This is a genomic window from Rhizobium sp. SRDI969 (assembly GCF_025152725.1).
Lineage (GTDB): Bacteria > Pseudomonadota > Alphaproteobacteria > Rhizobiales > Rhizobiaceae > Rhizobium > Rhizobium leguminosarum_I.
On record NZ_CP104035.1, the window covers coordinates 65,508 to 91,073 of the forward strand.

Genomic DNA, 25,566 nt, shown 5'->3' on the forward strand with positions numbered 1-25,566 from the left:
TCTTTATCGTGGAGACGGGGCGTCTCCGGAATTGTGGTTGGCGGCGTTTACCCTGCTCTACAGCATGAAGCCGTAGAACGGAAAGATTTTTCCGACAAGATGATACCTGGATTCAAGACGTTATAGCGACATATCCGGCTTCGAAGGCGGCAATACTGAAAGGCATTTCGACATGGCGAAGGGACGAAACGGCGGTTCGCGGCGCAAGGATGGCGTATGGGACCCGCTGAAGAGCAGTTCGACCGACAGGCAGCGCGCCGAAGCCGTGCCGAAGACGCCGCAGACGCTGTCGCCTGCCTACCGCCTTGCCTATGTCGACGAGGATTTCCTCTGCCGCGAGGAATTGCGGCCGATCCGCCTGCAGCTGGAGTTGTTGAAGACGGAGATGATGCTGACCGAGCGCGGCATCAAGTCGACCGTCGTCATGTTCGGCGGCGCCCGCATTCCCGCCCCCGGCCAGAGCGCCTGGGCAGCCCGCAACGATATCCAGCGCGTCAACCTGGAGGCGGCCTCCGTCTATTATGACGAGGCGCGCAAATTCGCCCGGCTCTGCTCGAAATATTCGGCCACCTTGAATTTCCAAGAATATGTCATCGTCACCGGCGGCGGCCCCGGGGTGATGGAGGCGGGCAATCGCGGCGCGGCCGACGAGGGCGCACCTTCGATCGGCCTCAACATCGTACTGCCGCACGAGCAGGCGCCGAACGCCTATGTGACGCCGGAACTCAGCTTCAACTTCCACTATTTCGCCATCCGCAAGATGCACTTCATGGTGCGCGCCAAGGCGATCGCGGTCTTTCCCGGCGGCTTCGGCACGCTTGACGAATTCTTCGAATGCCTGACGCTGATCCAGACCGGCCGCATGGAGCGCCTGCCGCTGATCCTGTTCGGGGAGGCGTTCTGGCGGAGCATCATCAATTTCGAGGCATTGGCCGAATTCGGCACGATCGCGCCGGACGACGTAAAGCTGATCAGCTTCGTCGATACGGCAGAAGCGGCATGGAAGATCGTGCAGGATTTCTACGAACACCGCGAGTAAGGGCTCAAGCGCGCTTCGGCCGAACGACACGCATTCACAATTCCCCCCGCTCCTTTCTGCCGGAGCGGGAATGGAGCGGGAGGAACGGTTCGTTCGGTCTTACAGAAGCGGCCGGTCCGGCATGTCGTCGATCGAGATGACGCCGTCCTTGTTGCGGTCCATTCGCGCAAACAGCTTGTCGAAGGCGGCTTCGGCTTCCTGTTTGGAGATCTGGCCGTTCTGGTCGGTGTCGATCCGTTGCATCATCAGCGAGGCGCGCATGAAGTTGCCGCCATGGCGCATCCAGCGATGTCCGTCACGACCGTCGTGGCCGTCGCGCGGCGGTCGTCCCTGGTCATTGTTGTCGGCGGTTTCAGGTGCCGTGGGTGCGGCGTTCGCATCCTTGTTTTCGCCGGCCTCCTGCTTGCGCTGATCTCTCATCGCTTGCATCTGCGTTTTCCGGTACTCACGGATTTCGCCCGGTGTCAGCGAACCGTCCTTGTTGGTGTCGATCGAAGCGAAGATCTTGTCGATGCCGGCGGTCGCCTCGTCCTTGGAGATCTGTCCGTCCTTGTTCGTGTCGAACTGCTTCAGCATGCGGACATAGGTGATTTCGCGGAAGGCAGCTCCCGGACCGGGCCGGCCCATGCCGGCATGCTGGCGCGGTCCGTCACCCGGTGCGGCAAAACCTGCCCCGGCGGCGGCGCCGAAGATGAGGGTGGAGGAAAGCGCTGCCAGTATCAGCTTGTTGCGGTACATCGTGTTTGCCTTTCGTAAGGTGTCCCCTCACGAAAGAAGATATGGCAGCAGGCTCGCAAGACCCAGTTAAACATCGGTAAGCTAAGTGAAAACTTGGTAATGCGTCAGCCGATAATCTTGCGGAGAAAAGCGGCGAGATCGTCGGTGACGAAATCGATATGATCCTCCTCGCCACTGGTCTTTTCCCACCATTCGACGACCGTCTCTTCCAGATTGCGCGGTACGAGCAGCACGGTCTGCATGCCGAGCGCCTTCGGCACCGTCAGGTTGCGCGGCAGATCTTCGAACATCGCCGCCTTGGTGGTTTCGACCCGCTTCAGCGCCGTGAACTTGTCGTAGGTCGCCTGCGCCGGCTTCGGCACGTAGTCGGCAGCGACGATATCGAAGATGTCGTCGAAATGCTCGAGGATGCCGAGCGCCTCCGCCGTCATTTCGGCATGCTTGACGCTGCCATTGGTGAAGATGAACTTGCGCCCCGGCAGCGCCTTGATCGCCTCGCCGAGTTCCGGCTGCGGCGTCAGCGCCGTGTAGTCGATCGCATGCGCCTTTTCGAGAAAGTCGTTCGGGTCGATGCCATGATGGATCATCAGGCCCTGCAGAGTCGTGCCATGCTCGAGGTAATATTGCTTCTGCAGCTTGCGCGCCTCTTCCCGCTCCATCTGCAAGAGTGCCGCAACATAGGCGGTCATGTTCTTGTCGATCTGCGCGAAGAGATTGACATGATGCGGATAGAGCGTGTTGTCGAGGTCGAAGACCCAGTCTGTGACGTGCTGGAAATCGGCTTTATCGGGCGTGCGGTCGATCTTGGTCATGGCGGTCTTATGGCACGGCTTATCCGCCAAGGAAATCGACAAGAAAGAATAGACGCCCGATTTTCGGCGGACGGCGCCGGCGTGGAGTGGTAGGAAGCGGTCATGCTTTTCGAACGCCCCGACGATGATACGCTCTATGATGCCCTGATCGCGCGCAGTGCCGATTATGAGGGCCAAGCCTATGTCTGCGTCAAGACGACCGGCATCTTCTGCCGTCTGACCTGCCCGGCACGCAAGCCGAAGCGGGAAAATACGCTCTTTTTCGACACGATCGCCGCCTGCATGCACTCGGGATTCCGCCCGTGCCAGCGCTGCAGGCCGCTGGAGCAGCCGGGCAGGGAGCCGATCGTCGACGAGCTGCTTGCCGCGCTCGACCGCGAGCCGCAGCTGCGCTGGACCGAGGATGAGCTCGTGCGCCGGGGCCACGATCCCTCGACCGTGCGCCGCGCCTTCAAACGCGGGCTCGGCATGACCTTCCATGATATCGTCCGCTATATCCGGCTGGGTAAAGCGGCCCGGCAACTGGCCGATGGCGCGCGCGTCATCGATGCGCAGCTTGAGGCGGGATATGACTCTCCAAGCGGTTTCCGGACGGCTTTCCAGCGGCTCGTCGGCAAGGCGCCGGTGCTGTCGCAGAACCGCGAACTACTCTCTGCCGACTGGTTCGACACCCCGCTCGGGGCGATGGTGGCCGTTGCCGACAAGACGCATCTGCATCTTCTCGAATTCCACGATCGCAAGGCACTGCCGACCGAGCTCGAGGCGCTGCAGAAGCGTGTCCGCTCCTCGGTTGCGATCGGCCGCACGCCGGCGATCGACCAGATTGAAGCAGAAATCCGGGATTATTTCGAAGGGCGGTTGACGGTTTTCAGAACGCCATTGGCCCTTGGTGGCACGCCCTTTGAAAAGCACGTCTGGGCAAAGCTCATGGAGATTCCTGCCGGCGAGACGCGCGCCTATGGCGATCTTGCGAGGGAGATGGAAAGGCCGGAGGTCGTGCGTGCCGTCGGCCGCGCCAATGGTGCCAATCAGCTTGCCATCATCGTACCCTGCCATCGCATCCTCGGTGCGGATGGTTCGTTGGCCGGCTATGGCGGTGGGCTCTGGCGCAAGCAATGGCTGCTGCGGCATGAAGAGAAGATCAGAGCACAAGCACCTAACCAAGTACCTAAAATGGAGGAGACGGCATGAACCAGACTGAAAAGGCCGAGCTGTTCGGCACGCTGCACCGCAAGGGCAACCCCGTGGTTCTCTACAATATCTGGGATGCCGGCACGGCGAAGGCGATTGCCGATGCCGGCGCCAGGGCGCTTGCCACGGGAAGCTGGTCGGTCGCCGCTGCCCATGGTTATGCCGACGGCGAGAAGCTGCCGATGTCGGTGCTGGTCGAGACGGCGAAATCGATCACCGCTGTCGTCGATCTGCCGCTTTCGGTCGATTTCGAAGGCGCCTATTCGGCCGAGCCTGAGGGAGCGGCCGCCAACGTCGCCAAGCTGGTGGATGTCGGCGCCGTCGGCATCAACTTCGAGGATCAGGTGATCGGCGGTGGCGGGCTTTATCCGGCCGAGAGGCAGGCGGCCCGCATCCGCGCCATTCGCGCCATGGCGGAAGGTAAGGGCATTCCCTTCTTCATCAACGCTCGCACCGATCTCTTCCTGGCCGAGAGCGATCTTTCCAAACATGCCGGTCTGGTGGACGAGGCGATCGAGCGCGGCAAGGCCTATGCGGCCGCCGGCGGCAGCGGCTTCTTCGTGCCTGGCTTGATCGATCCCGCCTTGATCGAGAAGATCTGCGCCGCATCGCCGCTGCCGGTCAACATCATGATGCGGACAGGTGCCCCCGATGTGAAGGCGCTGGCAAAGCTCGGCGTCGGCCGCGTCAGTTATGGTCCGGGGCCTTACCGGTCGATGATGGAAAAGCTGAAACAGGAGGCGGCGGCGATCTATAACCCGCTCTGACGTCGAATGCCCGAGGGCCGCAGATCTAAAGCATGTCGCGCAAAAGTGTGCAGCGGTTTTGCGACAACGGCATGCGTAAAAACAAAGAGCTAAAGCGCGACGAGCGAATCCGAAAGATCGCGACGCGCTTTAGTGCGAAAGGCTGCGGCCCCGGAATGAAATCCCGCTCCGCTCAGGAACGGAAGCGCAGATTCCGCCGGCTGAGCTGGCTGACCGAGGTGCAGCCCATCAGCTTCATGCCGCGCTCGATCTCGGTGCGCATCGTCTCCAGCGCCCGTTCGACGCCGGGCTGTCCGGCAGCGGCAAGCGGGAAGAGATAGTAGCGCCCGAGCCCGACAGCCTTCGCCCCCAGCGACAGCGCTTTGAGAACATGCGTTCCCCGCTGCACACCGCCATCCATCATCACGTCGATCCGGTCGCCCACGGCGTCGACGATCTCGGCCAGCTGGTCGAATGCGCTGCGCGAGCCGTCGAGCTGGCGCCCGCCATGATTGGAAAGCACGATGCCGCTGCAGCCGATCTCGGCCGCGCGCTTGGCGTCTTCGACCGACATGATGCCCTTAAGGCAGAATGGACCGCCCCATTCGCGCACCATCGCCGCCACGTCGTCCCACGCCATCGAGGGATCCAGCATCTCGGTGAAGTATCGGCTGATCGACAACGTGCCGCCATCCATCTTGACGTGGTTTTCGAGCTGCGGCAGCCGGAAGCGCTCGTGCGTCAGCCAGTCGATCGCCCAGGAAGGCTTGATCGCGAACTGGGTCATGCCGGCAAGATTGAGCTTGAAGGGAATGGCAAAGCCCGTGCGCTTGTCGCGCTCGCGGTTGCCGCCGGTGATGCTGTCGACCGTCAGCATCATCGCCTGCACGCCGGCATTTTTCGCCCGCGCCATCATCTCGCGGTTGAGGCCGCGGTCCTTGTGGAAGTAGAACTGATAGACCTGCGGTCCGCTGCTGATCCGTCTCGCCTCCTCCAGGCTGATCGTGCCGAGCGAGGAGACGCCGAACATCGTCCCGTGTTTTGCCGCCGCCGCCGCGACCGCCCGCTCTCCCTGGTGGTGAAAAAGGCGCTGCAACGCCGTCGGCGAGCAGTAGACCGGCATTGCGAGCTTCTGCCCCATGACGGTCACCGACATGTCGACCTCGGCCACACCGCGCAAAACGTCAGGCACCAGATCGCAAGCCTCGAAGGCCGCCGTATTGCGCCGGTACGTCACCTCGTCATCGGCACCGCCGTCGATATAGTCGAATATCGGCCCGGGAAGACGCCGTTTGGCCATGCGCCGGAAATCGTGAAAATTATAGCAATCTGTCAGGCGCATTTCTTTCCTCGATATCCTATTCCCGTGTGATGAAGATCCGCCCTTGGTGGTGAAGGGCGCAGCCTCGATCAGGGAACGATCAGCGTTCCGACGCCGTGCTCGGTGAAGATCTCGAGCAGCACGGAATGGGCAGTCTTGCCGTTCAGGATGACGACACCCTGCACGCCGGCCTTGATCGCATCGATGCAGGTCTCGACCTTGGGGATCATGCCGCCCGAAATCGTGCCGTCGGCGATCAGCGCATGGGCTTCGGCGACGGAAAGCTCCTTGAGGAGTTGGCCGTTCTTGTCGAGCACGCCCGGCACATCGGTCAGGAACAGCAGCCGGGTGGCGCTCAGCGCGCCGGCAATGGCGCCGGCAAAGGTATCGGCATTGATATTGTAGGTGGCGCCGTCACGGCCGGGGGCCACGGGCGCGATGACCGGGATCATCTCGGAGCGGGCGAGCAGATCGAGCAGCGTGCGATCGACCTCGACCACTTCGCCGACGAAGCCGAGATCGAGCACGCGCTCGATGTTCGAATCCGGATCCTTCACGGTCTTGCGCGCTTTTTCGGCGAAGACCATGTTGCCGTCCTTGCCGCAAAGGCCGATCGCCCATTCGCCGGTCTGATTGATGAGGGCGACGATTTCCTTGTTGATCGAGCCGGCGAGCACCATTTCGACGATCTCGACCGTCTTCTGGTCGGTGACGCGAAGCCCGCCCTCGAATTTCGATTCGATGCCCATCTTGCTCAGCATGGCGCCGATCTGCGGGCCGCCGCCATGAACGACGATCGGGTTGACGCCCGATTGCTTCAAGAGCGCGATGTCGCTGGCAAAGGCCTTGCCGAGCTCGGGATTGCCCATGGCGTGGCCGCCATATTTCACGACAATCGTCTTGTTCTCGTAACGCTGCATGAAAGGCAGTGCCTTGGCCAGAAGCCGTGCCTGCATTTCGCTTTCGGTTTCGTTCATGGGAACCCCGCAGAATTGTTCGCGGCCTTTTATCGCAAGTTTCTGACAGAGGGAATAATCCAGCGGGCAATAGTTTTTCGTATCTGTCGCGGAGCCGGACGCCGTTACCGTCTGGCACATGCAAGCTTGAGATGAGGAACGGCATGCAAGGCGATGAGATTGCAGACCTGATCGGCCGCGTCGCATTGAGCGATCGCAGGGCCTTCGTTGCCCTTTACAACCAGACTGGGCCGAAACTTTTCTCGATCTGCCTGCGTATCTTGAAGGATCGCACGGAAGCCGAAGAGGTCCTGCAGGAAATCTATATCAGCATCTGGCAGCGCGCTCGCGGCTTCTCCGTCGCTTCGGGTTCGTCCTCGGCGTGGCTGGCTGCGATTGCCCGCAACCGGTCGATCGATGCGCTGCGGGCGCGCAAGCCCGTCGCCGACGAATTGGATACGGTCTATGATCTCGCCGATGCCGGACCAGACCCGGAAAGACAGACCATGACAAAGGATGAAGGAAGGCGGATTGACACCTGCATGGAAGAGTTGGAAGCTGATCGCGCGGTCGCGGTGAAACGGGCTTATGTCGAAGGGCTGAGCTATCAGGAACTGGCCGATCAGTTTGGTGTCCCGCTGAACACGATGCGGACCTGGCTCAGGCGCAGCCTCTTGAAACTGAGAGAGTGCATGGAACGATGACATCGCCCGACAAAAGCAAGGGAGACCGCTCCCGCGACGAGGTTCTCGCCGGCGAATATGTGCTTGGCGTCCTGTCGTTGCAGGACCGTCGGGTGGTCGAAGAGCGGATGCGCCACGACCGGCCTTTCGCTGCGATCGTCAGCCGCTGGGAAACCAACCTCTCCGCCTTCAACGACGAGTATGAAGGTGTCGTTCCGAACCGCGAAACCTTCAAACAGATCGAGGCGCGGCTTTTCGGCGATGGCCAAAAGCCCGCATCCTTTTCGCAAGGGCTTTGGAATTCCGCCGTTTTCTGGCGCTCGCTGAGCTTTGCCTGCGCCGTCGTCGCCGTCAGCGCCGTCATCTTCGCCTCCGGCGTGGTGCCGCAGCCACAGGGGCCGGCACCACTGATGGCCTCGCTTTCAGGCCAGAACAGCACCATCAATCTTCTCGCCTCCTACGAGCTGCAGAGCGGCCGGCTGAAGATCGTGCCGGTCGCGGCCGGCAAGCCGAAGGAGAAGTCGCTGGAACTCTGGCTGGTGCCGGGCAGCGGCCTGCCGAAATCGCTCGGCGTTTTCCAGCCGGGCGAAAGCGGCGAACTCGTCATTCCCGCCGATCTGCGCAGCCAGGTCGCGGATGGCGCAACACTTGCCGTCAGCCTCGAACCCTTCGGCGGCTCGCCGACCGGCCAGGCGACCGGCCCGGTGATCGCAAGCGGGCCCCTGCGCCGACCATAATCTGCGCCGGCCATAAATCATTTTCTCCTGCCTGAAACTCTTCCGCACGGCCCTCCGTAGTTCGAAATGTCCGGACGACGCTCAGGCATAAAGCCCGCGGATGGTGTCCGGTGAGGAGAAAATCATGATCAAGTCCATATTGCGCGGCTTCGCGCTCGCCGCTGCCATGTCCGCTGTCGCCTTTGCCGCCGCGAAAAACCCGGTGGTTGGCGGTGCTGCCATGTTCGATAGCAAGAACATCATCGAGAACGCCGTGAATTCAAAGGATCACACGACGTTGGTCGCGGCCGTCAAGGCCGCCGGCCTGGTCGGCACTCTCGAGGGCAAGGGTCCTTTCACCGTCTTTGCCCCGACCAACGAAGCTTTCGCCGCGCTGCCGAAAGGCACCGTCGATACGCTGCTGAAGCCGGAAAACAAGGCGACGCTGACCAAGGTTCTGACCTGCCACGTCGTTGCCGCCGATGCGATGGCCAAGACCGTTGCCAAGATGATCAAGGATGACGGCGGCGAGCACGACATCAAGACCGTCGGCGGCTGTGTGCTGAAAGCCAAGGAAAGCATGGGTAAGATCACGCTGACCGACGAAAACGGCGGTGTCTCCCATGTGACGATCGCCGACGTCAAACAATCGAACGGCGTCATCCACGTCGTCGACAAGGTGCTGCTGCCGAAGATGTAAGCCCGCTCCAATCGGCAGACGCATTGGGGCGCTCCTAGAGCAATTCCAGGAAAAGTGCAGAGCGGTTTTCCGTCCGGAATTGCGCAAAAAAAAAAGGTTAGAGCGGTTCTGCGCGTCCATGGAAAGCTGAACCGCTCTAAGGGCGCCCCAAAACACAGATTGATGCGGTGGCTAGCGCATAACTCCGAATATCGGAATCGATTTTCGGAAAGGTTTTCGCGCAGATAGAGCGTCCTTAGCGCATCTGAAAAGATGCGCGGCGCTCTATTGGGCGGCCTCAGCTCTCGGGAAGACGAGGCTGACACTCATGCCGGTGTCAGGGGACGAGGTGACTTCAACCTCGGCGCGGGCATTCTGTTTCAGCGACTGTACGATCATCGCGCTGAGCTTCCCGGGCTGAGGCCAGGTCACATACTGGGGAAGACCGACCCCGTTATCAGCAACGGTAATCCTGCAGCCGGTATCGCTAACGACACAGCGAAGCGTGATCTCGCCGCCATCGCGCCCCACGAAAGCATGCTTCAGCGTATTGGTGAGGAGTTCATTGATGACGAGGCCGGCCGGCATGGCGACATCGACGGAGACCGGCCAGGTATCGACCTTCATGTCCAGCCTGATCCCTTCCACCGCATGGGCCGCCATCACAGAAGCGGCAATCTGGCTCACATAGGTGCCAAGATCGATTGTGGCGCCCTTCTCTTCGTCCGACAGCGAGCGATAGAGCAGAGCCAAGGCTTCAATCCGCCCGGCAAGGCGCGCAAACCTTTCGCTTTCCTCATTCTGTTGAGCATTGCGCGCCTCCATTCGGATGAGCGCCGTGATCATCTGCAGATTGTTCTTCACGCGATGCTGAAGTTCCCGCAGAAGGACATCTTTCTCCGTCAGCAGTTCGCCGAAACTCTCAGCGGCCGTCGTCTCATTGCGGGCAGCAAAAGCCACCAAACGGAAAAGCGGGGTGTCATCATCGTCAACGATGGTATTCGACCAGACATCGACAATGACGTTGCTCTCGGGTTCGGCCACCAGCGAGAAGGCACCGATATACTCCTCCGCAGAAGTCACGGCGGCGGTGAGCGGCACCTCTCCGGAGACGGCGGTGGAGCTCAATTCAATTTCCGGCCAGGGTTTTCCCTGGACCTCGGTTGCCTCCAGCGCCGTCAGCCGTTCGAATTCGAGGTTGACGTAAATCAGCGGTTCATTGCCACTGAGTTCGGAGACAGCCACCGCGAATGGGACATGATCGAGAAAGTGCCGAAACCGGCTATCATCAAGGGCTTCGGCAAGGTGAGGCAGGCTGCCCACACCTTCGGGCGAAAGGGGCTGGTCTTTGCTATCGGTCATCAAATATTACTCGTGGACACGGCTGCTCCCGACACGGCAGGAGAATTAAGCGTTGGCTTAAAAACTGCGGGGACGCAAGCGTTGATCGGCGGCGCGTCCATCGACTGCCGGCCAAAGGGTGATTTAAGTCCGGTCGTAGGTAAATGACGTCAGCAGCGTCGTGACGAAATTGCTCGCCCTTTCCTTGACCAGCACTTCCGTCCATTCATCCGTCCCGCGCAGCCGCAAATCCGTGTAAATACTGTCGACGGCCGCTTCTTCGATACGCTTGATATGCGTCTTGAACGAAGCCTCGCCGCCGCCGTGATACATGTCTCTGATCACCATGCGCAGAATTTCCTGAATGGCGATCTGCCAGGCCGTATTGATCGACTGAAGTTCCTGCGGAGTCTCTGCCATTGATGAATTCCTTGATGCGATGCGAGTGAATGTCAGCACGCTTCGGGTCGTCCTTCAGCGCACGATCTGCAAGCCCATCGTTTCAGGCGCGGTCTAAATTTCGAGCCTTGTCAATCGGCTTGTGATCTCAGCAGGCCCTGGCGCGTTTTGCAATGAGGGCAGAGGTGGCCGACACCCGGTTACTCTGTTCCCTCGCAAGCCGGGCCTCCCGAAGCCGCAACGTCTTTGCCTGCTGCGATTGGGCGTCGGATTCGAGCTCCTCGGCCGCCTGGTTCTTCGCGAAAAACTGGGTCTGGACGCTGCCGAAGGCAATCTCCGCCCGCTGGCGAGATTTGCTGTATGTTTCTGTCATGTTGGCTCCGATACTCGTGGGCTCGACGCGCGAGCGAAAACAAAAAAGGCCAGGCAAATCGCCTGGCCTTGGATTGATAACGTGCTTCCGGCAGTGCCAGTACATCCGTGGTCAAAGGAAAGCAGATACCGAATTAAGCGTTCTGGAGATTGCAAGCGGACATCTTGCCCGACTTGTTGTCACGCTCGAGGTCGAAGCCGATCTTCTGGCCTTCGACGAGTTCGCGCATTCCGGCGCGCTCGACGGCGGAGATGTGAACGAAGGCGTCAGCGCCGCCGTTGTCAGGCTGAATGAAGCCGAAGCCTTTGGTGGAATTGAACCATTTAACTGTGCCGGTGGTCATGATGATGAACCCTTTCATAGCAAATTGAAGAACCGCAACGCCGAGGCGATGCGGATGGTGATAGCGATTTTTGAAAGGGAGTTCGTTCAGAGCGCGGTGCCAATCGCGCGATAACCAAGCCAGCAAGCAAAATTCGATGACCGCTATCTAGCTCATCAAAGCTGTGTCGTCAACCGTTAGTTTTCAGGCCCTGCTATGTTCAACTGCGGGATGCCGCGGCGACCTTTACACCAAATGACTTCGCGTCCGGGTGCTCAGGCCTTCTATTTCCAGCGGGCGATGCCGACGGTTTCGGCGATCGCCTGGCGCAATTCGTCCAGCCCATCGCCCTTTTCAGACGAAGTGGACAGCACGCCGGGATAAGCGGCCGGGCGCTTGCGGATCTTTTCCGCCGTTTCGGCAATGAGCTTCGGTACACCAGCCGCCTTGATCTTATCGGTCTTGGTCAGCACGATCTGGTAGGAGACGGCAGCCTTGTCGAGCAGATCGAGCACGTCATCGTCGTTCTTCTTGATGCCGTGGCGGCTGTCGATCAGCACATAGACGCGCTTCAGCGTTGCGCGGCCACGCAGGTAATCGAAGACGAGCTTGGTCCACTTGTCGACCTCCTCCTTCGGCGCTTGCGCATAACCATAGCCCGGCATGTCGACGATCGCTGTCGGCGGCAGGTCTTGGCCTTCGCCGGAATAACCGTCCGGAACGAAATAGTTCAGTTCCTGCGTACGCCCCGGCGTGTTCGAGGTGCGTGCCAGGCCCTTCTGGCCGACCAGCGCATTGATCAGCGACGACTTTCCGACATTCGAGCGACCGGCAAAGGCCACTTCCAGCGGCCCTTCCGGCGGCAGGAAATTCAGGGACGGTACGCCGCGGATGAAGATCCATGGGTGGCCGAAGAGCGGCTTTTCGATGTCGGACATGCAGGCTCGGCAATCTCTGGGTTGGGTCTTTTACCGGGCTTCATGGTTTTGCGGGCGGATGTCAAGCTTTTCATGCGCCTGCGCGGCATGCCTTGTCTCCTTCGTCCGCCGCCCGGAAATGAAAAGCCCCGCCGGAGCGGGGCTCTGCAAGCATCATTTCGACTGCGCCGTTTTTCGTCGGAACAGACCCTTCAGATTGTCGAAGAGTTCGACCTTGACGCCGTGGCGCTTCATGATCACCGACTGCTGGATCACCGAGAGCGTGTTGTTCCAGGCCCAGTAGATGACCAGGCCGGCCGGGAAACTTGCCAGCATGAACATGAACACCAGCGGCATCCAGGTGAAGATCATCGCCTGCGTCGGATCCGGCGGCGTCGGGTTCATGCGCATCTGCAGGAACATGGTGATGCCCATGATCAGCGGCCAGACGCCGAGATGCAGAATGGTCGGCGCTTCGAAGGGCAGCAGGCCGAACAGGTTGACGATCGTCGTCGGATCGGGCGCCGAAAGGTCCTTGATCCAGCCGAAGAAGGGCGCATGCCGCATTTCGATGGTGATGTAGATCACCTTGTAGAGCGAGAAGAAGATCGGGATCTGCAACGCCACCGGCCAGCAGCCGGCGATCGGATTGATCTTCTCTTCCTTGTAGAGCTGCATCGTCGCCTGCTGCAGCGCCATGCGGTCATCGGCGAATTTCGCCTTCAGCTCCTCCATCTTCGGCTGCATGCGCTTCATGTTCGCCATCGAAGCGTATTGCTTGCTGGCGAGCGGGAAAAACAGCGCCTTGACGACGATCGTCGTGCACAGGATCGCCACACCGAAATTGCCGAAGTAGCGGAAGAAGAAGTCCATCAGCTTGAACATCGGCTTGGTGATGAAATAGAACCAGCCCCAGTCGATCAGCCGGTCGAACTTCGGAATCGAGTAGCTGGCCTCATAACCATCGATGACGGGCACTTCCTTGGCGCCGGCGAAGACGAGGTTCTTGAGCTCGATCGATTGGCCCGGCGCAACGGTGAAAGCATCTTCCTTATAGTCGGCCTGATAGCGCGGCTGACCGTCGGCAAAATGGGAGAAGCTTGCCTCATAGGGAGCACTCTGCGGTGGAATGATCGTCGCCGCCCAGTATTTGTCGGTGATGCCGAGCCAGCCACCGGTGGATTTGGCCGGCTTGACGGCTTCCTTTTCGGCGGCGGTATATTTGGTTTCGACGAGGCCGTCATCGCCGATGACGCCGATGAAGCCTTCATGCAGCACGTAGACGGAGGGCGTCGTCGGCTTGTTGTAACGCGTGACCCGGCCGTAAGAATTGAGCGAGGCGGCTGCCTGGCCGGCATTCTCGATCTTGTCGGCGACCGTGAACATGTAGCGTTCGTCGACGGAGATGGTGCGGGTGAACGTCAGGCCCTTGTCATTGGTGTAGGAAAGCGTCACCGGCGTCTTTTCGGTGAGCTTGGCGCCCTCGGGCGCGGTCCAGAGCGTCGAGGGACCGGGAACGCTGCCCGTCGCGTCGCTGCCGATATAGCCGAGTTCGGTGAAATAGCCGTCCTTGGTTTCGGCCGGGCTGAACAGCGTGATGATCGGGCTCGAGTCATCGACGGTCTCGTGGTAGCCCTTGAGCTTCAGGTCGTCGAGGCGGGCGCCGGCAAGGTTGATCGAGCCGGAGAGGGCAGCAGTGTCGATGACGACGCGCGGGGTCTTTGCCAGCGCCTGCTCGAGCGTCGCTGTTGCGGCCGCCTGGTTGGAAGGTGCCGCACCGCTCGGCTGGGCCGGCGTCTGGCCGCCTGCTGCCGGCTGCTGCACCTGCTCGGTCTGTTGCTGCGCCTTCTGAGCTTCCTGCGTCTTGCGCTGGGCCTCGATGCGCGGATTCATATAGAGAAACTGCCAGCCGAGGACGATCAGCACCGAGAGAGCGATCGCAATGAAGTAATTGCGGTTGTTTTCCATCATACGTTCCTGGGGCGTCCGTCTCCGGAGCGCCGGTGTTTCGGCCTGGTTTCCACGCGGGATTTCAGTTCCGCGGCCAATTCCTGGAAGGACGCGTCAAGCACGTCCCTGCGCGCGACAACCACATAGTCGTGTCCGGGCTGCATTGCAAACCCCGCATGAAGCCGCACCGCCTCTTTCAGGCGGCGGCGCATGCGGTTCCGTTCGACCGCGTTGCCATGTTTTTTGGTGACTGTAAAACCGACGCGTGCCTGGCTGTCGGGTTCCTTCCGGTCGAGGACTTCGAGAAGGAAGAGGCCGCCCCGGCGTTTTTCGCCCTCGCGCGCGGCAAGAAACTGCGGGCGGCTCTTCAGCCGCCCGACAGTGTGTTTCGTCTCATTGGTCGTCAATTCGCCCGCCATCTTTACCGGGCAACCCGGCTTACGCCGACAGACGGTTGCGGCCCTGCGCGCGGCGGGCTGCGATGACCTTGCGGCCACCCTTCGTGGACATGCGCGCACGGAAACCGTGGCGACGCTTGCGAACAAGCTTGGATGGTTGGTAGGTACGCTTCATTTATTTTAAACACCGCGGAGTGCGGCCCTTCTTGAATTTGCATAATGCAAGGAGCGTTGTTTTTCGAACGGGCTGACCATGAAAGGCTTGAGTGACCGAACGTGCGCGGGCTTATAAGGACGAAGCCCGCAAAAGTCAATTATGCCGGATCATTTCACTCTGCACTGCCGCCTCCAAAGTAAGTTCGCACTTTGGTGTTAAGAAATTAGGCATGCTCCGAGTGGTTGTAGTTTTCCGCCGCGGCAGGTCGATTGCCCCTGTTTTCAGGCGCTTACGCCTTCCGGCCGCATTCGGCATGGATCATTTCCGAAGCCATAATCGTAAATATTAGAAATCTAACTTTAATTAATTTCGCCGATATTCAATGCATCGACTGGGAATTTGCTTTCCAGGCAGTGGCGTAGCTAGGAGCATTGCATTGAAGATCCGGGGCAAAATTAATCTGCTGGTTTGCGTCATGGGCGCGGTCGCACTTCTGATCGGCGCAACGGCATTGTCCGCCATGCACGAATACAGTCGCAACCTGACGGCTTATGAGCAGGCCGCCGCCCGCGCCTATGCCGGCGAACGGCTCAACCGTTTCGTCACGGCTGTGGTCATGGAGGCGCGCGGCATCTATGCCGCCAAGACGATCAAGGACACGCCGAACTTCGCCAAGGGCCTGATGGCCGACCTCGACGAGATCGACAAGGTCATTTCGGGCTGGGCGCCGCTCGTTCCCGAGAGCGAGAAGGCCGATTTTGCCAAGCTTGTCGCCCGCGCCGCGGAATTCCGCACCTTCCGCACGGAAACGGCCCGCCTCGGCACGGAAGTCGGCCCCGAAGCCGCCGGCCAACAAGGCAACAATGACGCCAACCGCGCCAACCGCAAGGCGTTCCAGGCGGAAATCGATGCCGTCGTCGCCACCGACAAGGCAGCACTGGAAACCGTCAATGCCGAGATCGAGAGCTTCCGCTCCTGGGTGCTGATGCTCGTGCTCGCCATCACCGGCATCGGCATCGCGGTCGGCATCGGCATGGGCTTCTATATCGGCACCAGCCATCTCAGCCGCCCGATCAAGCGCGTCACCCATGCGATCAAGGAAGTCGCCGACGGCAACTTCGACGCCGAGGTGCCCTTCGCCGGCCGGCCGGACGAAATCGGCGAGATGGCCGCAGCGGTTGCGGTCTTCAAGGCGAACGGCCTCGCCGTCAAGCGCCTCAACGCCCAGGAAGCGGCGATGCGCGCCAAGAGCGACGACCTGCAGTCGAGCATGTCGGTCGTCGTGGCCGCGGCTGCTGCCGGCGATTTCGGCCACCGCATCAGCAAGGACTACGAGGACGACAACCTCAATCAGTTCGCCGGCAACATCAACACGCTGCTGTCGAGCGTCGATGCCGGCATCGGCGAGACCCGCCGCGTCATCGCAAGCCTTGCCGAAGGCGACCTCACCCAGACGATGAGCGGCAATTTCCAGGGCGCCTTCGCCGAGCTGCAGCAGAACGTCAACAATACCTTCGTCACCCTGCAGGCGACGATGCGCGAAGTGCGCCAGACGACGGAGGCGATGAACGGCAACACGGCCGAGCTGCGCAACGCCAGCGACGACCTGTCGAAGCGCACCGAGCAGCAGGCAGCCGCCCTCGAACAGACCTCGGCAGCCCTCGACGAAATCACCGCCGTCGTCCAGAATTCCACCGAGCGGGCGCATGAAGCCACCATCATGGTGTCCGAAGCCAAGGAGAATGCCGGCCGCTCCGGCGTCGTTGTGGGCAATGCCGTCGAGGCGATGGGCCGCATCGAGCAGGCGTCGCGTGAAATCAGCCAGATCATCAACGTCATAGATGAGATCGCCTTCCAGACCAACCTCTTGGCGCTGAATGCCGGCGTCGAGGCGGCCCGCGCCGGCGAGGCCGGAAAGGGTTTTGCGGTGGTCGCCCAGGAAGTGCGCGAACTCGCCCAGCGCTCGGCAAAGGCCGCCAAGGACATCAAGGCGCTGATCACCAAATCGGGCAACGAGGTGCAGGTCGGCGTCAAGCTGGTGCAGGCGACCGGCGAGGCGCTGGCCGAAATCGGCACCCGCGTCATTGCCATCAACGACCATATCCATTCGATCGCGACGGCTGCGACCGAACAGTCGACTGGCCTCAAGGAAGTCAATACCGCCGTCAATCAGATGGACCAGGTGACACAGCAGAATGCGGCGATGGTCGAAGAAACCTCCGCCGCCACGCACAGGCTTTCAGCCGAAGCCGGTGGACTGGTGCGCCTCATTGCCCGCTTCAAACTGTCGGATGATGCGCCGGCACCAGTGGCGCTAGTCCGCAACGAGCCGCAAAGGCCGGTTGCCTCGCCCGCCCGCCGCGCGATCGCCAAGGTCGCCCGCGCCTTCGGCGGTAATGCGGCCGCAGCCGAGCAGAGCTGGGAAGAGTTCTAAGCTTTACTGATCACGCGCCTTTTAACGCCGCCTCCGGGCGGCGTTAATTTTTTCTGCTGGTCCGCGCCGGGCAAAGACCCCGCCCCAAACCCCTCCCGACAAGGGGAAGGGGCTTAACCTGTCGCACTGGCGCTTCCCACTTCGTCGTTTCATCCGCGGAAAGGCTGACATTTGCTGCGCGGGCGCCGCAAATTACTCCCTCCCCTTGTGGGGAGGGTTGGGGAGGGGCTTTCCTCCTCTCTGGCGGCCTTTTCTTGTGGCGACATGACGCTGCTCGCAAAGATTTGAAAGCGGAGCATCTTGGTCTAATATAGAGCTCAGCGGTAAGGGCGGCTGAAATGCTGCCGGTCGGGCGAGACGAGAATGCCGATAAGAGACCAGGGCGACAATCCTTCGGCGGAAAACCCGGCGGCCGGCGAGGCCGCAAGGGCGCCGTGCCCGTCTGCCGGCCTGTTCGGCGGTCTCTCCGGCAAGCTGCTCTGGCTCACCATCGTCTTCATCATGCTCGCCGAAATCCTGATCTTCTTTCCCTCGGTCGCCAGCATGCGGTTGCGCTGGCTGCAGGACAGGCTGAACACGGCCGCTGCCGCCGCCATCGTCATTGATGGGCTGCAGCCGGTCGAGCTGCCGCGCGCGCTGCAGAAGGAGACGCTGGAGGCGACCGGCACCAAGGCGATTGTGCTGCGCAAGGACGGCACCTCGCGGCTGCTGGCGACGACCGATATGCCGACCTCCGTCGACGAAGCCTACGATCTGACCGACGTGCCGGCGGTAACGGCGATACGCGATGCCCTCGACACGCTGGTCTTCGGCGGCAACAGGATGATCCGCGTCTATGGTCCCGTCGGCGACACCAATACCGGCGTTGAGGTGGTGATGAAGGACAGGCCGCTGCGCAGGGCGATGTTCGTCTATTCCCGCAATGTCCTGTTGTTGTCGGTGCTGATCTCGCTGTTCACGGCAACGCTGATCTTCTTTGCGATCAACCGCATCCTCATCGGCCCGATCCGCCGGCTGACCGGCAGCATGCAGCAATTCTCCTCCGATCCGGACAACCCTGCCCATATCTATATCGGTGACGGCGGCCGCGACGAACTGGCGGTCGCCGGCCGCAACCTCACCTCGATGCAGATGGAGCTGCAAAAGACGCTGAAGCAGCAGAAGAACCTTGCCGCTCTCGGCCTTGCCGTGTCCAAGATCAATCACGACATGCGCAATATCCTGGCCTCCGCGCAGCTGATGTCGGACCGGCTGGTCGATGTCGATGATCCGATGGTCAAAAGCTTTGCTCCGAAGCTGCTGCGCACCATCGACCGCGCCGTCGGTTATACCACCGAGGTGCTGTCCTACGGCAAGGCGAGCGAATCCGCGCCGCGCCGCCGTCATATCCTGCTTCTGGAGCTCACCCAAGAGGTCAAGGATATACTGGCGATCGATCCGCAGAGCGGCATCGAATTCGTCGAGCAGATCGGCGCCGATCTCAAGGTCGATGCCGATGGCGAACAGCTGTTCCGCGTCATCCACAATCTCTGCCGCAACGCGCTGCAGGCGCTGACCGCGCCGAGCGAAGGTGCGCCTGGCGCCTTGAAGCGCATCACCGTCGCCGCCCAGCGCGTCGGCAGCGTCGTCAGCATCACGGTCGATGATACCGGTCCCGGCATGCCGCTGAAAGCGCGCCAAAACCTCTTTGCCGCCTTCCGCGGCTCCGCCCGTTCCGGCGGCACCGGCCTCGGCCTCACCATCGCCCGCGAGCTGGTGCTCGCCCATGGCGGCACGATCGCCCTGGTGGAAAAACCGACGGTCGGGACGCAGTTCCGCATCGAGATCCCCGATCGCCCGGTTTCGCTGGAGGATTATCGCAGCCGGACGCATATCGAGAAGTGACGTGATTTCCGAAGGCGCGGCTGCTGGCAGACAAAGACGCGATTTTTTCAGAAATGCTCTTGCATTGTCCCGAAGGACGTTTTAGAGGATCGCCACGCAAGCGGCACCGCCGCATTTTGCACGCACCCGTAGCTCAGCTGGATAGAGCACCAGACTACGAATCTGGGGGTCAGGAGTTCGAATCTCTTCGGGTGCGCCATTCTTCCCAATTACTTAGCCAGAGCCTCAGGCTCACAGTGTGACCGGGCACGCACGGGCGGCATCTTGTGCCAGAGCCCCCCGGCCTCATTCCTTGATCGGGATTCCAGCCTCGATCGCAGCGTCGATGAACGCCTGTCGCGCCTCTTCCCGGTTCCGTTTTCCCGCCATAACGTCGGCGCAAACCGCACAGGCCTTGTCCAAGGCAGACCCCTCTTCGGTCGGCCAGTCCTCAACCAGCGCCCATGTCGCGGCCTGGGTCGTGTGGATAACCACCCACTGATCCGGGCCTTCAAGGGCGAGCGTCACCGGCTTCTTCCAAATGGTTTGCATGATCTCAGGATCTCCGCTGCGCTCACTGTAGGCTGCTCACATAGCGCGGTTCATCCAGCGTGGCGAGGTGAGGGGATGAATAAGATGCCTTTCTCGATCAGCGAGCTGCTGGGATGTGCTTTTCGAAAATAGTTTCGTGCCGCTGTTTCGCGCGCTTATGCTGCGCCGCTCAGAATTCCTGAACGAATTCACATGCCAGCAAGGTTTTGCCGGGCAAGGCGTCTCCCTGGCGAGCAACGATAGAGACCTTTCCAGGCCCGGCCATTCCGGGTTCTGGTTGCAGATCTGCCGGGAGCTCGCGCGAATAGGAATTGCTACCCCAAGTTTAATCTCTCAACTCCACTCTTCTCTTCCGTCTGGCCGTGCCAATGGGTAGGATGAGCGCATCGGGCGCGGAGACGGAGATATCGCAGCGCCGCTTCGAAGGCAGGAACGTCATGATCGCAGCCTATATCGATAAGATCATCATGTTTTGCGCCGGCCTATGGATGACATCCGTCGGCTTTGGTTATCTGCCATATCCAGGCAAGCCGGCCAGCCGACCGCTGTTGGTTCGCCACTTCAAGTGGATGGGTCCCTTGCTGCTCGCGATCGCAGTGGTTCTGGCCGCCGTCTCATAAGCCGCGTGTTCACGTTGGCGTGAAGCAATGACCAATATGTTGGCCTGCACCTCGTGCGGATTGGACAAAACAGAATCGATCGTCCACCACGGTTCGTACATTCTTCGCTGCGCCGCCTGCGGCGAAATGATTGTCGCCACATCATTCATGGCGATTGGAGCATGAGTGTTCGGCCTTTGTCGATCCGGGTCCCGGAAAACGGCCATCGCCAGAGAGGCTCGTCGCGCGTGGACCGCTCCGGCAGATCGCAACGGCGATCAGTGCCGCGGCGAGTGACGGAACTCTGATACGTCTGATAGTGAAAGATTGAAGCTCGCCTTGGGTCAATTCACCCGTTCAGGTTCAGCTTCTTCCTTCGGCTATAGGGCCTGTCTCTCAACCCCCTTCGGATTCTCTTTTCCATGACGCGCCATTGCAAATCAGATAGGAGCATTCGTCCTTATTGCCCTCATCCCATCCCGGCCAGCAGATCACGACGCGATGGAATTTAGCGTTGCAAAGCCCGTGGTTTGCCAGCGCGCGCGGATCATTCAAGAAATACGGGCTTATGGCTTTGTCGCGAGTCCATCCAGGCACTGCCTTCCAATCAGCGGCGCCGCCCTCATCGCTCAGGGGAGCGATCTGGCAGGACTTCCAGTTGGACAGCACGATGGTCTGATCGCAGGAAAAAGCCTGAACGGCGCTTCCCAGCAAGATCGAAATCAATGCCAACAATCGCGCGACGCAAACGACCACGCTTTTCTCCCCCATGCCGCTTATTCGCATCGCTTCTACCCCCGAGATTCATTGCAGCGATCCTAGCAGAAGGGACCGGATAGTAGAAGATCATAACTAAGAATATTTTCCTAGTTCACGGATCGTTCTTGCGCTAGGTTTGCCGCCATTGCAACCATGGACTGTTAGATGTTGAGCAAATTTTTTCTCGGAGATGAGGCGATAGTGTGGCCGAGCTTTGGCTCTCACGCTCTGCATGAACGGAGTTCCCGCAACAGGCACCGGAAGGCGGGCGCATACCGATCGACAACACAGGCGTGGGGCTGATGGCGGAATTCAACGCTCGCGACAAAAGCCGAACCAGTCCGGGGAAGACGCGCTCCCTGGTGCGCAAGCACACCGCTCCGCCGGGCGCGGCAGATGACGGCAGTCTTCGCTGGCAATGATTCACCATTCAGTTGCTGGAATCTGCGGCCTTCACGACATTGAGTGCGAACGCCTGCCGCGCCTTCTTCCGCATCGTCATCGAGCACACGTCGCATGCCGCCTTGGAAAACGGCAAGCTGATCGTAACCCACCCTCAGTTCGTGTCCTACGGCGTGACCGGCGAATATGTGGCCGATGCGATCGACGAGCTCGAATATAAGGGGCTGATAAAAGTTCGTCGCGGCCGGGCGGGCAGCGGTGTCGCGCACCCCAACCGGTTCACGCTGACCTTTGTCGGTGACCATGAGGGTGCGCCACCGACCGATGAGTGGAAACGGTGCACGGCGGAAGGATGCCGGAAATGGTCCGAGACCGACCGCAAGCTTGCCGCCGACAAACGCGGTCGCGTCGGCAGGAAGAAAAAAATGCCACTTCGGAATCCCGAAATCCCCCCGCTTCGGGATTCCGAAATCCGCCGCGCTTCGTGATCTGTGCAGGTGAAGAAACGTTGAATGAATTCAATGCCCCGACCAATTTCGGGATTCCGAAGTGCTATATAGATCTTGGTGGGCTGTCCCTAACGAAGACATTTCGCCACGATCAGGAACTCCGTCTCCCGTCCCCCGGCCGAAATTGAGGTAAGCCGTCAGCCTAGTTTCGCGCAACCTTCCTGATGTATCCGCAGGTTTGGTGATTCAGAGGCGCTTCAGCCGGAGGAATGCATGACGGTGGGAATTTTTCGGGCTCTGGCTGCCCTGGCGATGATGACGGGCCTTGCCGGCTGCGTCGACCATGCCAATGATCCCGTGCTCCTGGCGGTCGGCGTGCCGGTCAATCCGCCCGCTGTCGCGCACGGTCTTTGCATGACCGACGGCAACGCCATGTATGACGAGGCGAGAAAGCAGTATCAGCTGCGCGCCCAGCTGACCGGATATGCCGGGGCCGATGAGCTGGAGGCCGAAACGATAGCGCGCGCCGCCGCCCATCGCCAATATGTCGCCTGCCTCTCCGGCCAGGGTTACCGGACATTATACGCGAATTGAGAACAGAGAATTCAAGTTTCCTCACAAGCGCCGTTTGAGGCCTTCTGCTGATCGCGACTTTTCACGTTTTTCGGCGATTTGGTCACGCCGGATCGCCTGCAATCACGAGTTTTGGAATTGCGTGTGAGCCCGGAACTCGGCACGCCTTGAAGGCATTTTCCCGAGATAAATCCACTAAGGAGGGTTTATCATGAAAATGTTCAGACTTGTCCCTTCCACCGCCGCACTCGGCGCCCTTCTCGTGCTCGCGGCAATCGCTCCCGCACGAGCCGCACCCGTTCAGACGGTTCCCCCGCCTGCTGTCTCCGACGTGAAAATGGTGCAATATAAAGCACATGCCGGGTCCTGGCATGGCTATCAGGGCTTCCGTACCGAGCGTCCCGGCACCCGCCGCCATTCCGACGGCTACTGGTATCCGCTTGCCGCCTTCGGCATCGAGTCCGGCACCACGGGCTCCGTCCGCCAGCCGGTGAAGAGGCCGGCGGCCCCGGGAATGTGCAACTCCAAGTTTTCAGGATCGATCGGTCCTGGCAGCATGCCGTGTGATAACGGCTATTGAGCCGGCAAATGAAGGAGGCGGCGACGAGCCGCCTCTTTCTCGATCGGGCCGCCGCTCACATGTCCGTGACCTCTGCTTTGACACCGTAGCATGTGACAGATCGCCTTCCTAACTCCGGGGCGTAAATTCCCTGAATCCTCCCAAGGAGACGATGATGACCACGACTTTCAAGAACGGCCTGGTGGCCGCTGCCTTCGGCGCAATCCTCGGCCTCTCGGCCTTCTCGGCCACGGCAGCTCCCCTCCAGTCCAGCGCGACAGAGCAGGGTGCAGCCAAGCGCCCGGCTGTGCGCCAAGAAACCAAGGTTGAGCACGACAGGCGCACGACCGGTTCGATCGGCGAGCGCGCCTCGGAAACCACGGGCTCGACACATTATATGATGAACCCCAAGAAGCCGCTCAACATGGATTGCAAGCTCGGCTTCAACCCGACCAGCAGCTCTAGCTGCAATTACTGACGAGGCGCTCGGCCGTCGCCATCGCGCGGCCCCGTCTGAGCTGAAGGGCGGCCTCCGAGCCGCCCTCAGTTTGTTGGTGATATCGCTCTTCCCTCGGCGCCATCCTCGGCCTTGCCAGCCGATACGGCATGTCCTACCCCAGCTGTCGTTCGTACGATGTTGCATCGAATGCAAAAATGCAATAAGTACAGAATCGCGCAAACTGTTGACGATGGTGTTGCGAAAAGCCGCAGCCAGGAGCGATTGACGCGTCTGCCTTGGAATCGCCATGCTCGCCGCGATGGTCGAATTTGCTAATCAATCGAATTTCAGACGGGTGGGATAGTCATGACTGCAAAGGCCGCATGCTCCGATTTCCTGCATTTTTTCCGCTGCTGGATCAGCAACCCGCTTCGGGTGGCGGCGATCGCGCCGTCGGGGGATTCGCTTGCCAGGATCATGACCAGTGAAATTGCCGCACTCGACGGTCCGATCATCGAGCTCGGCCCGGGAACCGGCGTCTTTACCCGGGCGCTGCTGGCGCGGGGGGTGAGCGAAGCGGATCTGACCCTGATCGAGTATGGCCCGGAGTTCATCACCTCGCTGCAGGCGCGGTTCCCAACGGCGCGCATATTGCAGATGGATGCCGCCCATCTCGCCCATGCTGATATTTTCGAAGGCGAACCGGTCGGCGCGGTTGTCAGCGGCCTGCCGCTGCTCTCCATGTCGCCCGACAAGATCGCCTCGATCATGGCCGGCGCCTTCGCCTATATGCGGCCGGGCGGGGCCGTCTATCAGTTTACCTATGGTCCGCGCTGCCCGGTGCCGCGGCCGATCCTCGACCGTCTCGGCCTGGAGGCGGTGCGCATCGGCGGGACGGTGCGCAACCTGCCGCCGGCGTCTGTCTACAGGATTTCGCGCAGCAAACCGCTGGAACTGTCGCGCGAGCGCATCAGCTATCGCGAGAGCGAGACCGATATCGACGACGTCGCCGCCTTTTCCAACGAAACCGGCGGCTGAACGATGATGCCGGGCCGGAATGGCTGAGAACAAGCGGACGGAGACGACCGAAGGCAGGCGGGAACGCAAGCGGCGGCAGACGCGCGAGCGCATCGAGCAGGCGGCCATGACCCTCTTTCTGCAGCGCGGCTTCGAGGCCACGACGATCGAGGACATCACCGAGGCGGCCGATGTCTCCAAACGCAGTTTCTTCGATTATTTCCCCTCCAAGGAAGAGGTGGTTTTCGCTTGGCAGGATGCCTTCGCCGATCGCCTGATGGCGGCAATCGCGGCAAGGCCATCGGCAGAATCCTCGGTCGCGGCGGTCGAGGCGGCGATCACAGCAACCGTCATCGCCTCCGTCGACGAGCCTGGCTTGGCGAGTGGCGACCTCATCCATCGCACGCCGGCGCTGAAGGCCCGCGACCAGCTGAAATACGCCAGGCTCGAACAGAAGCTCGCCGAGGCGCTGCTGCTGCGCAAGGGAGGTGATCCGCTCGAGCGGCCCCGCATGCGCGTCCTTGCGGCCATCGTCATCGGTGCGCTGCGCGTCGGGGCTGAGCTCTGGCAGCAGCGCCCGCCAAGTGCTTCGCCGCAGGATTTCGCCCGGGAGATTTTCACCGACCTTTGGAAGATGCTGGCGGAATTCGGCGACGAGGCAAAGACCAGGCGTTGACGCGGGGCCGGCTGAGGCGGCGCAGCCCAGCTTCGGGTTCCAACCGCCTCTGACGATTTCAGTCGTCCGCTTTGCTGCCAGGGCATCAGGCCAGTCCCGTCGTCAAAACTGTAAGCAGGATATAGCGCCCCACTTTGTCGATGGCCACCGGCAGACCGGCAGCATCGAAGCGGCCGCCATTACCCACGAAGAATAGGCCGCCAGGTAACCTCGGTCATTTCCTCAAAGATATTTCGTAATCGTCTTGAACTCGTCGATCGACTGCCGCTTGTCGCGCGGCAGGGCGCCGACCGTCTCTTCCAGGCAGTGGTCGAGATGATCCTGGATCAGCGTCCGTTTGGCGTTGATGATCGCCTTCTCCACCGCGGAGAGCTGCTGCGCGATATCGAGACACGGCTTGCCTGCCTCGATCATCGTGATGACGCTCTTCAGATGACCCTCGGCCCGCTTCAGGCGCTTGACGATCTCCGGATGGGTGGCGTGGGTGTGAGGTTCGGTCATCGTGT

At 60.8% G+C, this 25,566-nt stretch carries 28 protein-coding genes, 1 tRNA gene and 3 pseudogenes; 17 read left to right on the forward strand and 15 right to left on the reverse strand.

Annotation, left to right across the window (positions count from 1 at the left end; all coding sequences use genetic code 11):
• Nucleotides 1-172: 172 nt before the first annotated feature.
• Nucleotides 173-1,039 carry an LOG family protein gene (locus N2A41_RS00335; RefSeq protein ID WP_017966774.1) on the forward strand — a complete coding sequence of 289 codons (867 nt, stop codon included), beginning with the start codon at nucleotides 173-175 and terminating at the stop codon, nucleotides 1,037-1,039.
• Between the two features lie 99 nt (nucleotides 1,040-1,138).
• On the opposite strand, the gene N2A41_RS00340 is transcribed toward N2A41_RS00335, so the two are convergent.
• Entirely contained in the window at nucleotides 1,139-1,777 is a 639-nt protein-coding gene (locus tag N2A41_RS00340; protein ID WP_222386624.1) for an EF-hand domain-containing protein, read from the reverse strand.
• Between the two features lie 104 nt (nucleotides 1,778-1,881).
• Nucleotides 1,882-2,589 carry a pyrimidine 5'-nucleotidase gene (locus N2A41_RS00345; RefSeq protein ID WP_260057179.1) on the reverse strand — a complete coding sequence of 236 codons (708 nt, stop codon included), beginning with the start codon at nucleotides 2,587-2,589 and terminating at the stop codon, nucleotides 1,882-1,884.
• A gap of 102 nt (nucleotides 2,590-2,691) precedes the next feature.
• On the opposite strand from N2A41_RS00345, the gene N2A41_RS00350 reads away from it, so the two are divergent.
• Complete coding sequence (locus N2A41_RS00350; protein ID WP_260109947.1) at nucleotides 2,692-3,780, forward strand: bifunctional transcriptional activator/DNA repair enzyme AdaA; 1,089 nt, start codon at nucleotides 2,692-2,694, stop codon at nucleotides 3,778-3,780.
• Nucleotides 3,777-4,547 carry an isocitrate lyase/PEP mutase family protein gene (locus N2A41_RS00355; RefSeq protein ID WP_260109948.1) on the forward strand — a complete coding sequence of 257 codons (771 nt, stop codon included), beginning with the start codon at nucleotides 3,777-3,779 and terminating at the stop codon, nucleotides 4,545-4,547. Before N2A41_RS00350 ends, N2A41_RS00355 begins: the two co-directional genes overlap by 4 nt.
• A gap of 172 nt (nucleotides 4,548-4,719) precedes the next feature.
• Here N2A41_RS00355 and N2A41_RS00360 read toward each other — a convergent pair whose 3' ends face one another.
• Nucleotides 4,720-5,868 carry an alpha-hydroxy acid oxidase gene (locus tag N2A41_RS00360; protein WP_260057182.1) on the reverse strand — a complete coding sequence of 383 codons (1,149 nt, stop codon included), beginning with the start codon at nucleotides 5,866-5,868 and terminating at the stop codon, nucleotides 4,720-4,722.
• Nucleotides 5,869-5,936: 68 nt separating this feature from the next.
• On the reverse strand, nucleotides 5,937-6,824 hold the full coding sequence (argB, locus tag N2A41_RS00365) for an acetylglutamate kinase (protein WP_260109949.1): 888 nt from the start codon (nucleotides 6,822-6,824) through the stop codon (nucleotides 5,937-5,939).
• Nucleotides 6,825-6,967: 143 nt separating this feature from the next.
• Between argB and N2A41_RS00370 the strand changes: the two genes are divergently transcribed.
• From N2A41_RS00370 to N2A41_RS00380, 3 genes are all read left to right on the forward strand, one after another.
• Complete coding sequence (locus N2A41_RS00370) at nucleotides 6,968-7,507, forward strand: sigma-70 family RNA polymerase sigma factor (RefSeq protein WP_260109950.1); 540 nt, start codon at nucleotides 6,968-6,970, stop codon at nucleotides 7,505-7,507.
• A complete protein-coding gene (locus N2A41_RS00375; RefSeq protein ID WP_260109951.1) occupies nucleotides 7,504-8,223 on the forward strand; it encodes an anti-sigma factor in 720 nt (239 codons plus the stop codon). The genes N2A41_RS00370 and N2A41_RS00375 overlap by 4 nt, the downstream gene beginning before the upstream one ends.
• Nucleotides 8,224-8,347: 124 nt before the next feature.
• On the forward strand, nucleotides 8,348-8,902 hold the full coding sequence (locus N2A41_RS00380; protein ID WP_260109952.1) for a fasciclin domain-containing protein: 555 nt from the start codon (nucleotides 8,348-8,350) through the stop codon (nucleotides 8,900-8,902).
• 264 nt (nucleotides 8,903-9,166) lie between these two features.
• On the opposite strand, the gene N2A41_RS00385 is transcribed toward N2A41_RS00380, so the two are convergent.
• The 8 genes from N2A41_RS00385 to rpmH form a co-directional block, all read right to left on the reverse strand.
• Nucleotides 9,167-10,243, reverse strand: coding sequence for a sensor histidine kinase (locus N2A41_RS00385; protein ID WP_260109953.1), 1,077 nt, complete (start codon nucleotides 10,241-10,243; stop codon nucleotides 9,167-9,169).
• Nucleotides 10,244-10,366: 123 nt separating this feature from the next.
• Nucleotides 10,367-10,642: a hypothetical protein gene (locus N2A41_RS00390; protein WP_003544996.1), complete on the reverse strand. Its 276-nt coding sequence runs from the start codon at nucleotides 10,640-10,642 to the stop codon at nucleotides 10,367-10,369.
• 127 nt (nucleotides 10,643-10,769) lie between these two features.
• Nucleotides 10,770-10,994: a hypothetical protein gene (locus tag N2A41_RS00395; RefSeq protein WP_017966786.1), complete on the reverse strand. Its 225-nt coding sequence runs from the start codon at nucleotides 10,992-10,994 to the stop codon at nucleotides 10,770-10,772.
• A 133-nt stretch (nucleotides 10,995-11,127) separates the two neighbouring features.
• On the reverse strand, nucleotides 11,128-11,337 hold the full coding sequence (locus N2A41_RS00400; RefSeq protein ID WP_003588915.1) for a cold-shock protein: 210 nt from the start codon (nucleotides 11,335-11,337) through the stop codon (nucleotides 11,128-11,130).
• 263 nt (nucleotides 11,338-11,600) lie between these two features.
• Nucleotides 11,601-12,254: a ribosome biogenesis GTP-binding protein YihA/YsxC gene (gene yihA, locus N2A41_RS00405; RefSeq protein ID WP_260109954.1), complete on the reverse strand. Its 654-nt coding sequence runs from the start codon at nucleotides 12,252-12,254 to the stop codon at nucleotides 11,601-11,603.
• Nucleotides 12,255-12,407: 153 nt separating this feature from the next.
• Nucleotides 12,408-14,201: a membrane protein insertase YidC gene (yidC, locus tag N2A41_RS00410; protein WP_170277346.1), complete on the reverse strand. Its 1,794-nt coding sequence runs from the start codon at nucleotides 14,199-14,201 to the stop codon at nucleotides 12,408-12,410.
• A complete protein-coding gene (gene rnpA / locus N2A41_RS00415; protein ID WP_260109955.1) occupies nucleotides 14,201-14,602 on the reverse strand; it encodes a ribonuclease P protein component in 402 nt (133 codons plus the stop codon). Before rnpA ends, yidC begins: the two co-directional genes overlap by 1 nt.
• A 19-nt stretch (nucleotides 14,603-14,621) precedes the next feature.
• A complete protein-coding gene (gene rpmH, locus N2A41_RS00420) occupies nucleotides 14,622-14,756 on the reverse strand; it encodes a 50S ribosomal protein L34 (RefSeq protein WP_003545006.1) in 135 nt (44 codons plus the stop codon).
• 418 nt (nucleotides 14,757-15,174) lie between these two features.
• On the opposite strand from rpmH, the gene N2A41_RS00425 reads away from it, so the two are divergent.
• The 3 genes from N2A41_RS00425 to N2A41_RS00435 all read left to right on the forward strand — a co-directional run bounded on the left by N2A41_RS00425 (nucleotide 15,175) and on the right by N2A41_RS00435 (nucleotide 19,255).
• Nucleotides 15,175-17,172 carry a methyl-accepting chemotaxis protein gene (locus N2A41_RS00425; RefSeq protein ID WP_260109956.1) on the forward strand — a complete coding sequence of 666 codons (1,998 nt, stop codon included), beginning with the start codon at nucleotides 15,175-15,177 and terminating at the stop codon, nucleotides 17,170-17,172.
• A 363-nt stretch (nucleotides 17,173-17,535) separates the two neighbouring features.
• Nucleotides 17,536-19,056, forward strand: coding sequence for an ATP-binding protein (locus tag N2A41_RS00430; protein WP_260109957.1), 1,521 nt, complete (start codon nucleotides 17,536-17,538; stop codon nucleotides 19,054-19,056).
• Nucleotides 19,057-19,178: 122 nt separating this feature from the next.
• Nucleotides 19,179-19,255, forward strand: a tRNA-Arg gene (locus N2A41_RS00435).
• Between the two features lie 86 nt (nucleotides 19,256-19,341).
• Here the strand turns inward: N2A41_RS00435 and N2A41_RS00440 are convergent.
• On the reverse strand, nucleotides 19,342-19,587 hold the full coding sequence (locus N2A41_RS00440) for a DUF982 domain-containing protein (RefSeq protein WP_260109958.1): 246 nt from the start codon (nucleotides 19,585-19,587) through the stop codon (nucleotides 19,342-19,344).
• A 437-nt stretch (nucleotides 19,588-20,024) separates the two neighbouring features.
• Between N2A41_RS00440 and N2A41_RS00445 the strand changes: the two genes are divergently transcribed.
• Both N2A41_RS00445 and N2A41_RS00450 read left to right on the forward strand, forming a co-directional pair.
• Nucleotides 20,025-20,207 (forward strand): hypothetical protein, encoded by a 183-nt coding sequence (locus N2A41_RS00445; RefSeq protein WP_260111090.1) that lies wholly within the window; start codon nucleotides 20,025-20,027, stop codon nucleotides 20,205-20,207.
• A gap of 27 nt (nucleotides 20,208-20,234) precedes the next feature.
• A pseudogene (locus N2A41_RS00450) lies at nucleotides 20,235-20,517 on the forward strand (hypothetical protein).
• Between the two features lie 65 nt (nucleotides 20,518-20,582).
• Here the strand turns inward: N2A41_RS00450 and N2A41_RS00455 are convergent.
• Nucleotides 20,583-21,036 (reverse strand): annotated as a pseudogene (locus tag N2A41_RS00455) (hypothetical protein).
• A 211-nt stretch (nucleotides 21,037-21,247) separates the two neighbouring features.
• Here N2A41_RS00455 and N2A41_RS00460 point away from each other — a divergent pair.
• The 6 genes and pseudogenes from N2A41_RS00460 (at nucleotide 21,248) to N2A41_RS00485 (ending at nucleotide 25,060) form a co-directional block, all read left to right on the forward strand.
• Nucleotides 21,248-21,835: pseudogene (locus tag N2A41_RS00460) on the forward strand (hypothetical protein).
• 234 nt (nucleotides 21,836-22,069) lie between these two features.
• On the forward strand, nucleotides 22,070-22,390 hold the full coding sequence (locus N2A41_RS00465; RefSeq protein WP_164576553.1) for a hypothetical protein: 321 nt from the start codon (nucleotides 22,070-22,072) through the stop codon (nucleotides 22,388-22,390).
• Nucleotides 22,391-22,580: 190 nt separating this feature from the next.
• Complete coding sequence (locus N2A41_RS00470) at nucleotides 22,581-22,949, forward strand: cell surface protein (RefSeq protein ID WP_260109961.1); 369 nt, start codon at nucleotides 22,581-22,583, stop codon at nucleotides 22,947-22,949.
• A 154-nt stretch (nucleotides 22,950-23,103) separates the two neighbouring features.
• Nucleotides 23,104-23,406: a hypothetical protein gene (locus N2A41_RS00475; RefSeq protein ID WP_260111091.1), complete on the forward strand. Its 303-nt coding sequence runs from the start codon at nucleotides 23,104-23,106 to the stop codon at nucleotides 23,404-23,406.
• Between the two features lie 327 nt (nucleotides 23,407-23,733).
• Nucleotides 23,734-24,405, forward strand: coding sequence for a class I SAM-dependent methyltransferase (locus tag N2A41_RS00480; RefSeq protein ID WP_260109962.1), 672 nt, complete (start codon nucleotides 23,734-23,736; stop codon nucleotides 24,403-24,405).
• A gap of 19 nt (nucleotides 24,406-24,424) precedes the next feature.
• Nucleotides 24,425-25,060, forward strand: coding sequence for a TetR/AcrR family transcriptional regulator (locus N2A41_RS00485; RefSeq protein WP_260109963.1), 636 nt, complete (start codon nucleotides 24,425-24,427; stop codon nucleotides 25,058-25,060).
• A gap of 222 nt (nucleotides 25,061-25,282) precedes the next feature.
• On the opposite strand, the gene N2A41_RS00490 is transcribed toward N2A41_RS00485, so the two are convergent.
• The gene (locus N2A41_RS00490) at nucleotides 25,283-25,561 is read right to left on the reverse strand and encodes a metal-sensing transcriptional repressor (RefSeq protein ID WP_024323399.1); all 279 of its coding nucleotides are present in this window, start codon (nucleotides 25,559-25,561) and stop codon (nucleotides 25,283-25,285) included.
• Nucleotides 25,562-25,566: the final 5 nt, after the last annotated feature.

Bases quoted from the DNA above. Each gene is read 5' to 3' on its own strand.
- N2A41_RS00335 (WP_017966774.1), top strand. From the start codon at position 173: ATGGCGAAGGGACGAAACGGCGGTTCGCGGCGCAAGGATGGCGTATGG.
- N2A41_RS00340 (WP_222386624.1), bottom strand. From the start codon at position 1,777: ATGTACCGCAACAAGCTGATACTGGCAGCGCTTTCCTCCACCCTCATC.
- N2A41_RS00345 (WP_260057179.1), bottom strand. From the start codon at position 2,589: ATGACCAAGATCGACCGCACGCCCGATAAAGCCGATTTCCAGCACGTC.
- N2A41_RS00350 (WP_260109947.1), top strand. From the start codon at position 2,692: ATGCTTTTCGAACGCCCCGACGATGATACGCTCTATGATGCCCTGATC.
- N2A41_RS00355 (WP_260109948.1), top strand. From the start codon at position 3,777: ATGAACCAGACTGAAAAGGCCGAGCTGTTCGGCACGCTGCACCGCAAG.
- N2A41_RS00360 (WP_260057182.1), bottom strand. From the start codon at position 5,868: ATGCGCCTGACAGATTGCTATAATTTTCACGATTTCCGGCGCATGGCC.
- argB (WP_260109949.1), bottom strand. From the start codon at position 6,824: ATGAACGAAACCGAAAGCGAAATGCAGGCACGGCTTCTGGCCAAGGCA.
- N2A41_RS00370 (WP_260109950.1), top strand. From the start codon at position 6,968: ATGCAAGGCGATGAGATTGCAGACCTGATCGGCCGCGTCGCATTGAGC.
- N2A41_RS00375 (WP_260109951.1), top strand. From the start codon at position 7,504: ATGACATCGCCCGACAAAAGCAAGGGAGACCGCTCCCGCGACGAGGTT.
- N2A41_RS00380 (WP_260109952.1), top strand. From the start codon at position 8,348: ATGATCAAGTCCATATTGCGCGGCTTCGCGCTCGCCGCTGCCATGTCC.
- N2A41_RS00385 (WP_260109953.1), bottom strand. From the start codon at position 10,243: ATGACCGATAGCAAAGACCAGCCCCTTTCGCCCGAAGGTGTGGGCAGC.
- N2A41_RS00390 (WP_003544996.1), bottom strand. From the start codon at position 10,642: ATGGCAGAGACTCCGCAGGAACTTCAGTCGATCAATACGGCCTGGCAG.
- N2A41_RS00395 (WP_017966786.1), bottom strand. From the start codon at position 10,994: ATGACAGAAACATACAGCAAATCTCGCCAGCGGGCGGAGATTGCCTTC.
- N2A41_RS00400 (WP_003588915.1), bottom strand. From the start codon at position 11,337: ATGACCACCGGCACAGTTAAATGGTTCAATTCCACCAAAGGCTTCGGC.
- yihA (WP_260109954.1), bottom strand. From the start codon at position 12,254: ATGTCCGACATCGAAAAGCCGCTCTTCGGCCACCCATGGATCTTCATC.
- yidC (WP_170277346.1), bottom strand. From the start codon at position 14,201: ATGGAAAACAACCGCAATTACTTCATTGCGATCGCTCTCTCGGTGCTG.
- rnpA (WP_260109955.1), bottom strand. From the start codon at position 14,602: ATGGCGGGCGAATTGACGACCAATGAGACGAAACACACTGTCGGGCGG.
- rpmH (WP_003545006.1), bottom strand. From the start codon at position 14,756: ATGAAGCGTACCTACCAACCATCCAAGCTTGTTCGCAAGCGTCGCCAC.
- N2A41_RS00430 (WP_260109957.1), top strand. From the start codon at position 17,536: ATGCCGATAAGAGACCAGGGCGACAATCCTTCGGCGGAAAACCCGGCG.
- N2A41_RS00440 (WP_260109958.1), bottom strand. From the start codon at position 19,587: ATGCAAACCATTTGGAAGAAGCCGGTGACGCTCGCCCTTGAAGGCCCG.
- N2A41_RS00445 (WP_260111090.1), top strand. From the start codon at position 20,025: ATGATCGCAGCCTATATCGATAAGATCATCATGTTTTGCGCCGGCCTA.
- N2A41_RS00465 (WP_164576553.1), top strand. From the start codon at position 22,070: ATGACGGTGGGAATTTTTCGGGCTCTGGCTGCCCTGGCGATGATGACG.
- N2A41_RS00470 (WP_260109961.1), top strand. From the start codon at position 22,581: ATGAAAATGTTCAGACTTGTCCCTTCCACCGCCGCACTCGGCGCCCTT.
- N2A41_RS00475 (WP_260111091.1), top strand. From the start codon at position 23,104: ATGACCACGACTTTCAAGAACGGCCTGGTGGCCGCTGCCTTCGGCGCA.
- N2A41_RS00480 (WP_260109962.1), top strand. From the start codon at position 23,734: ATGACTGCAAAGGCCGCATGCTCCGATTTCCTGCATTTTTTCCGCTGC.
- N2A41_RS00485 (WP_260109963.1), top strand. From the start codon at position 24,425: ATGGCTGAGAACAAGCGGACGGAGACGACCGAAGGCAGGCGGGAACGC.
- N2A41_RS00490 (WP_024323399.1), bottom strand. From the start codon at position 25,561: ATGACCGAACCTCACACCCACGCCACCCATCCGGAGATCGTCAAGCGC.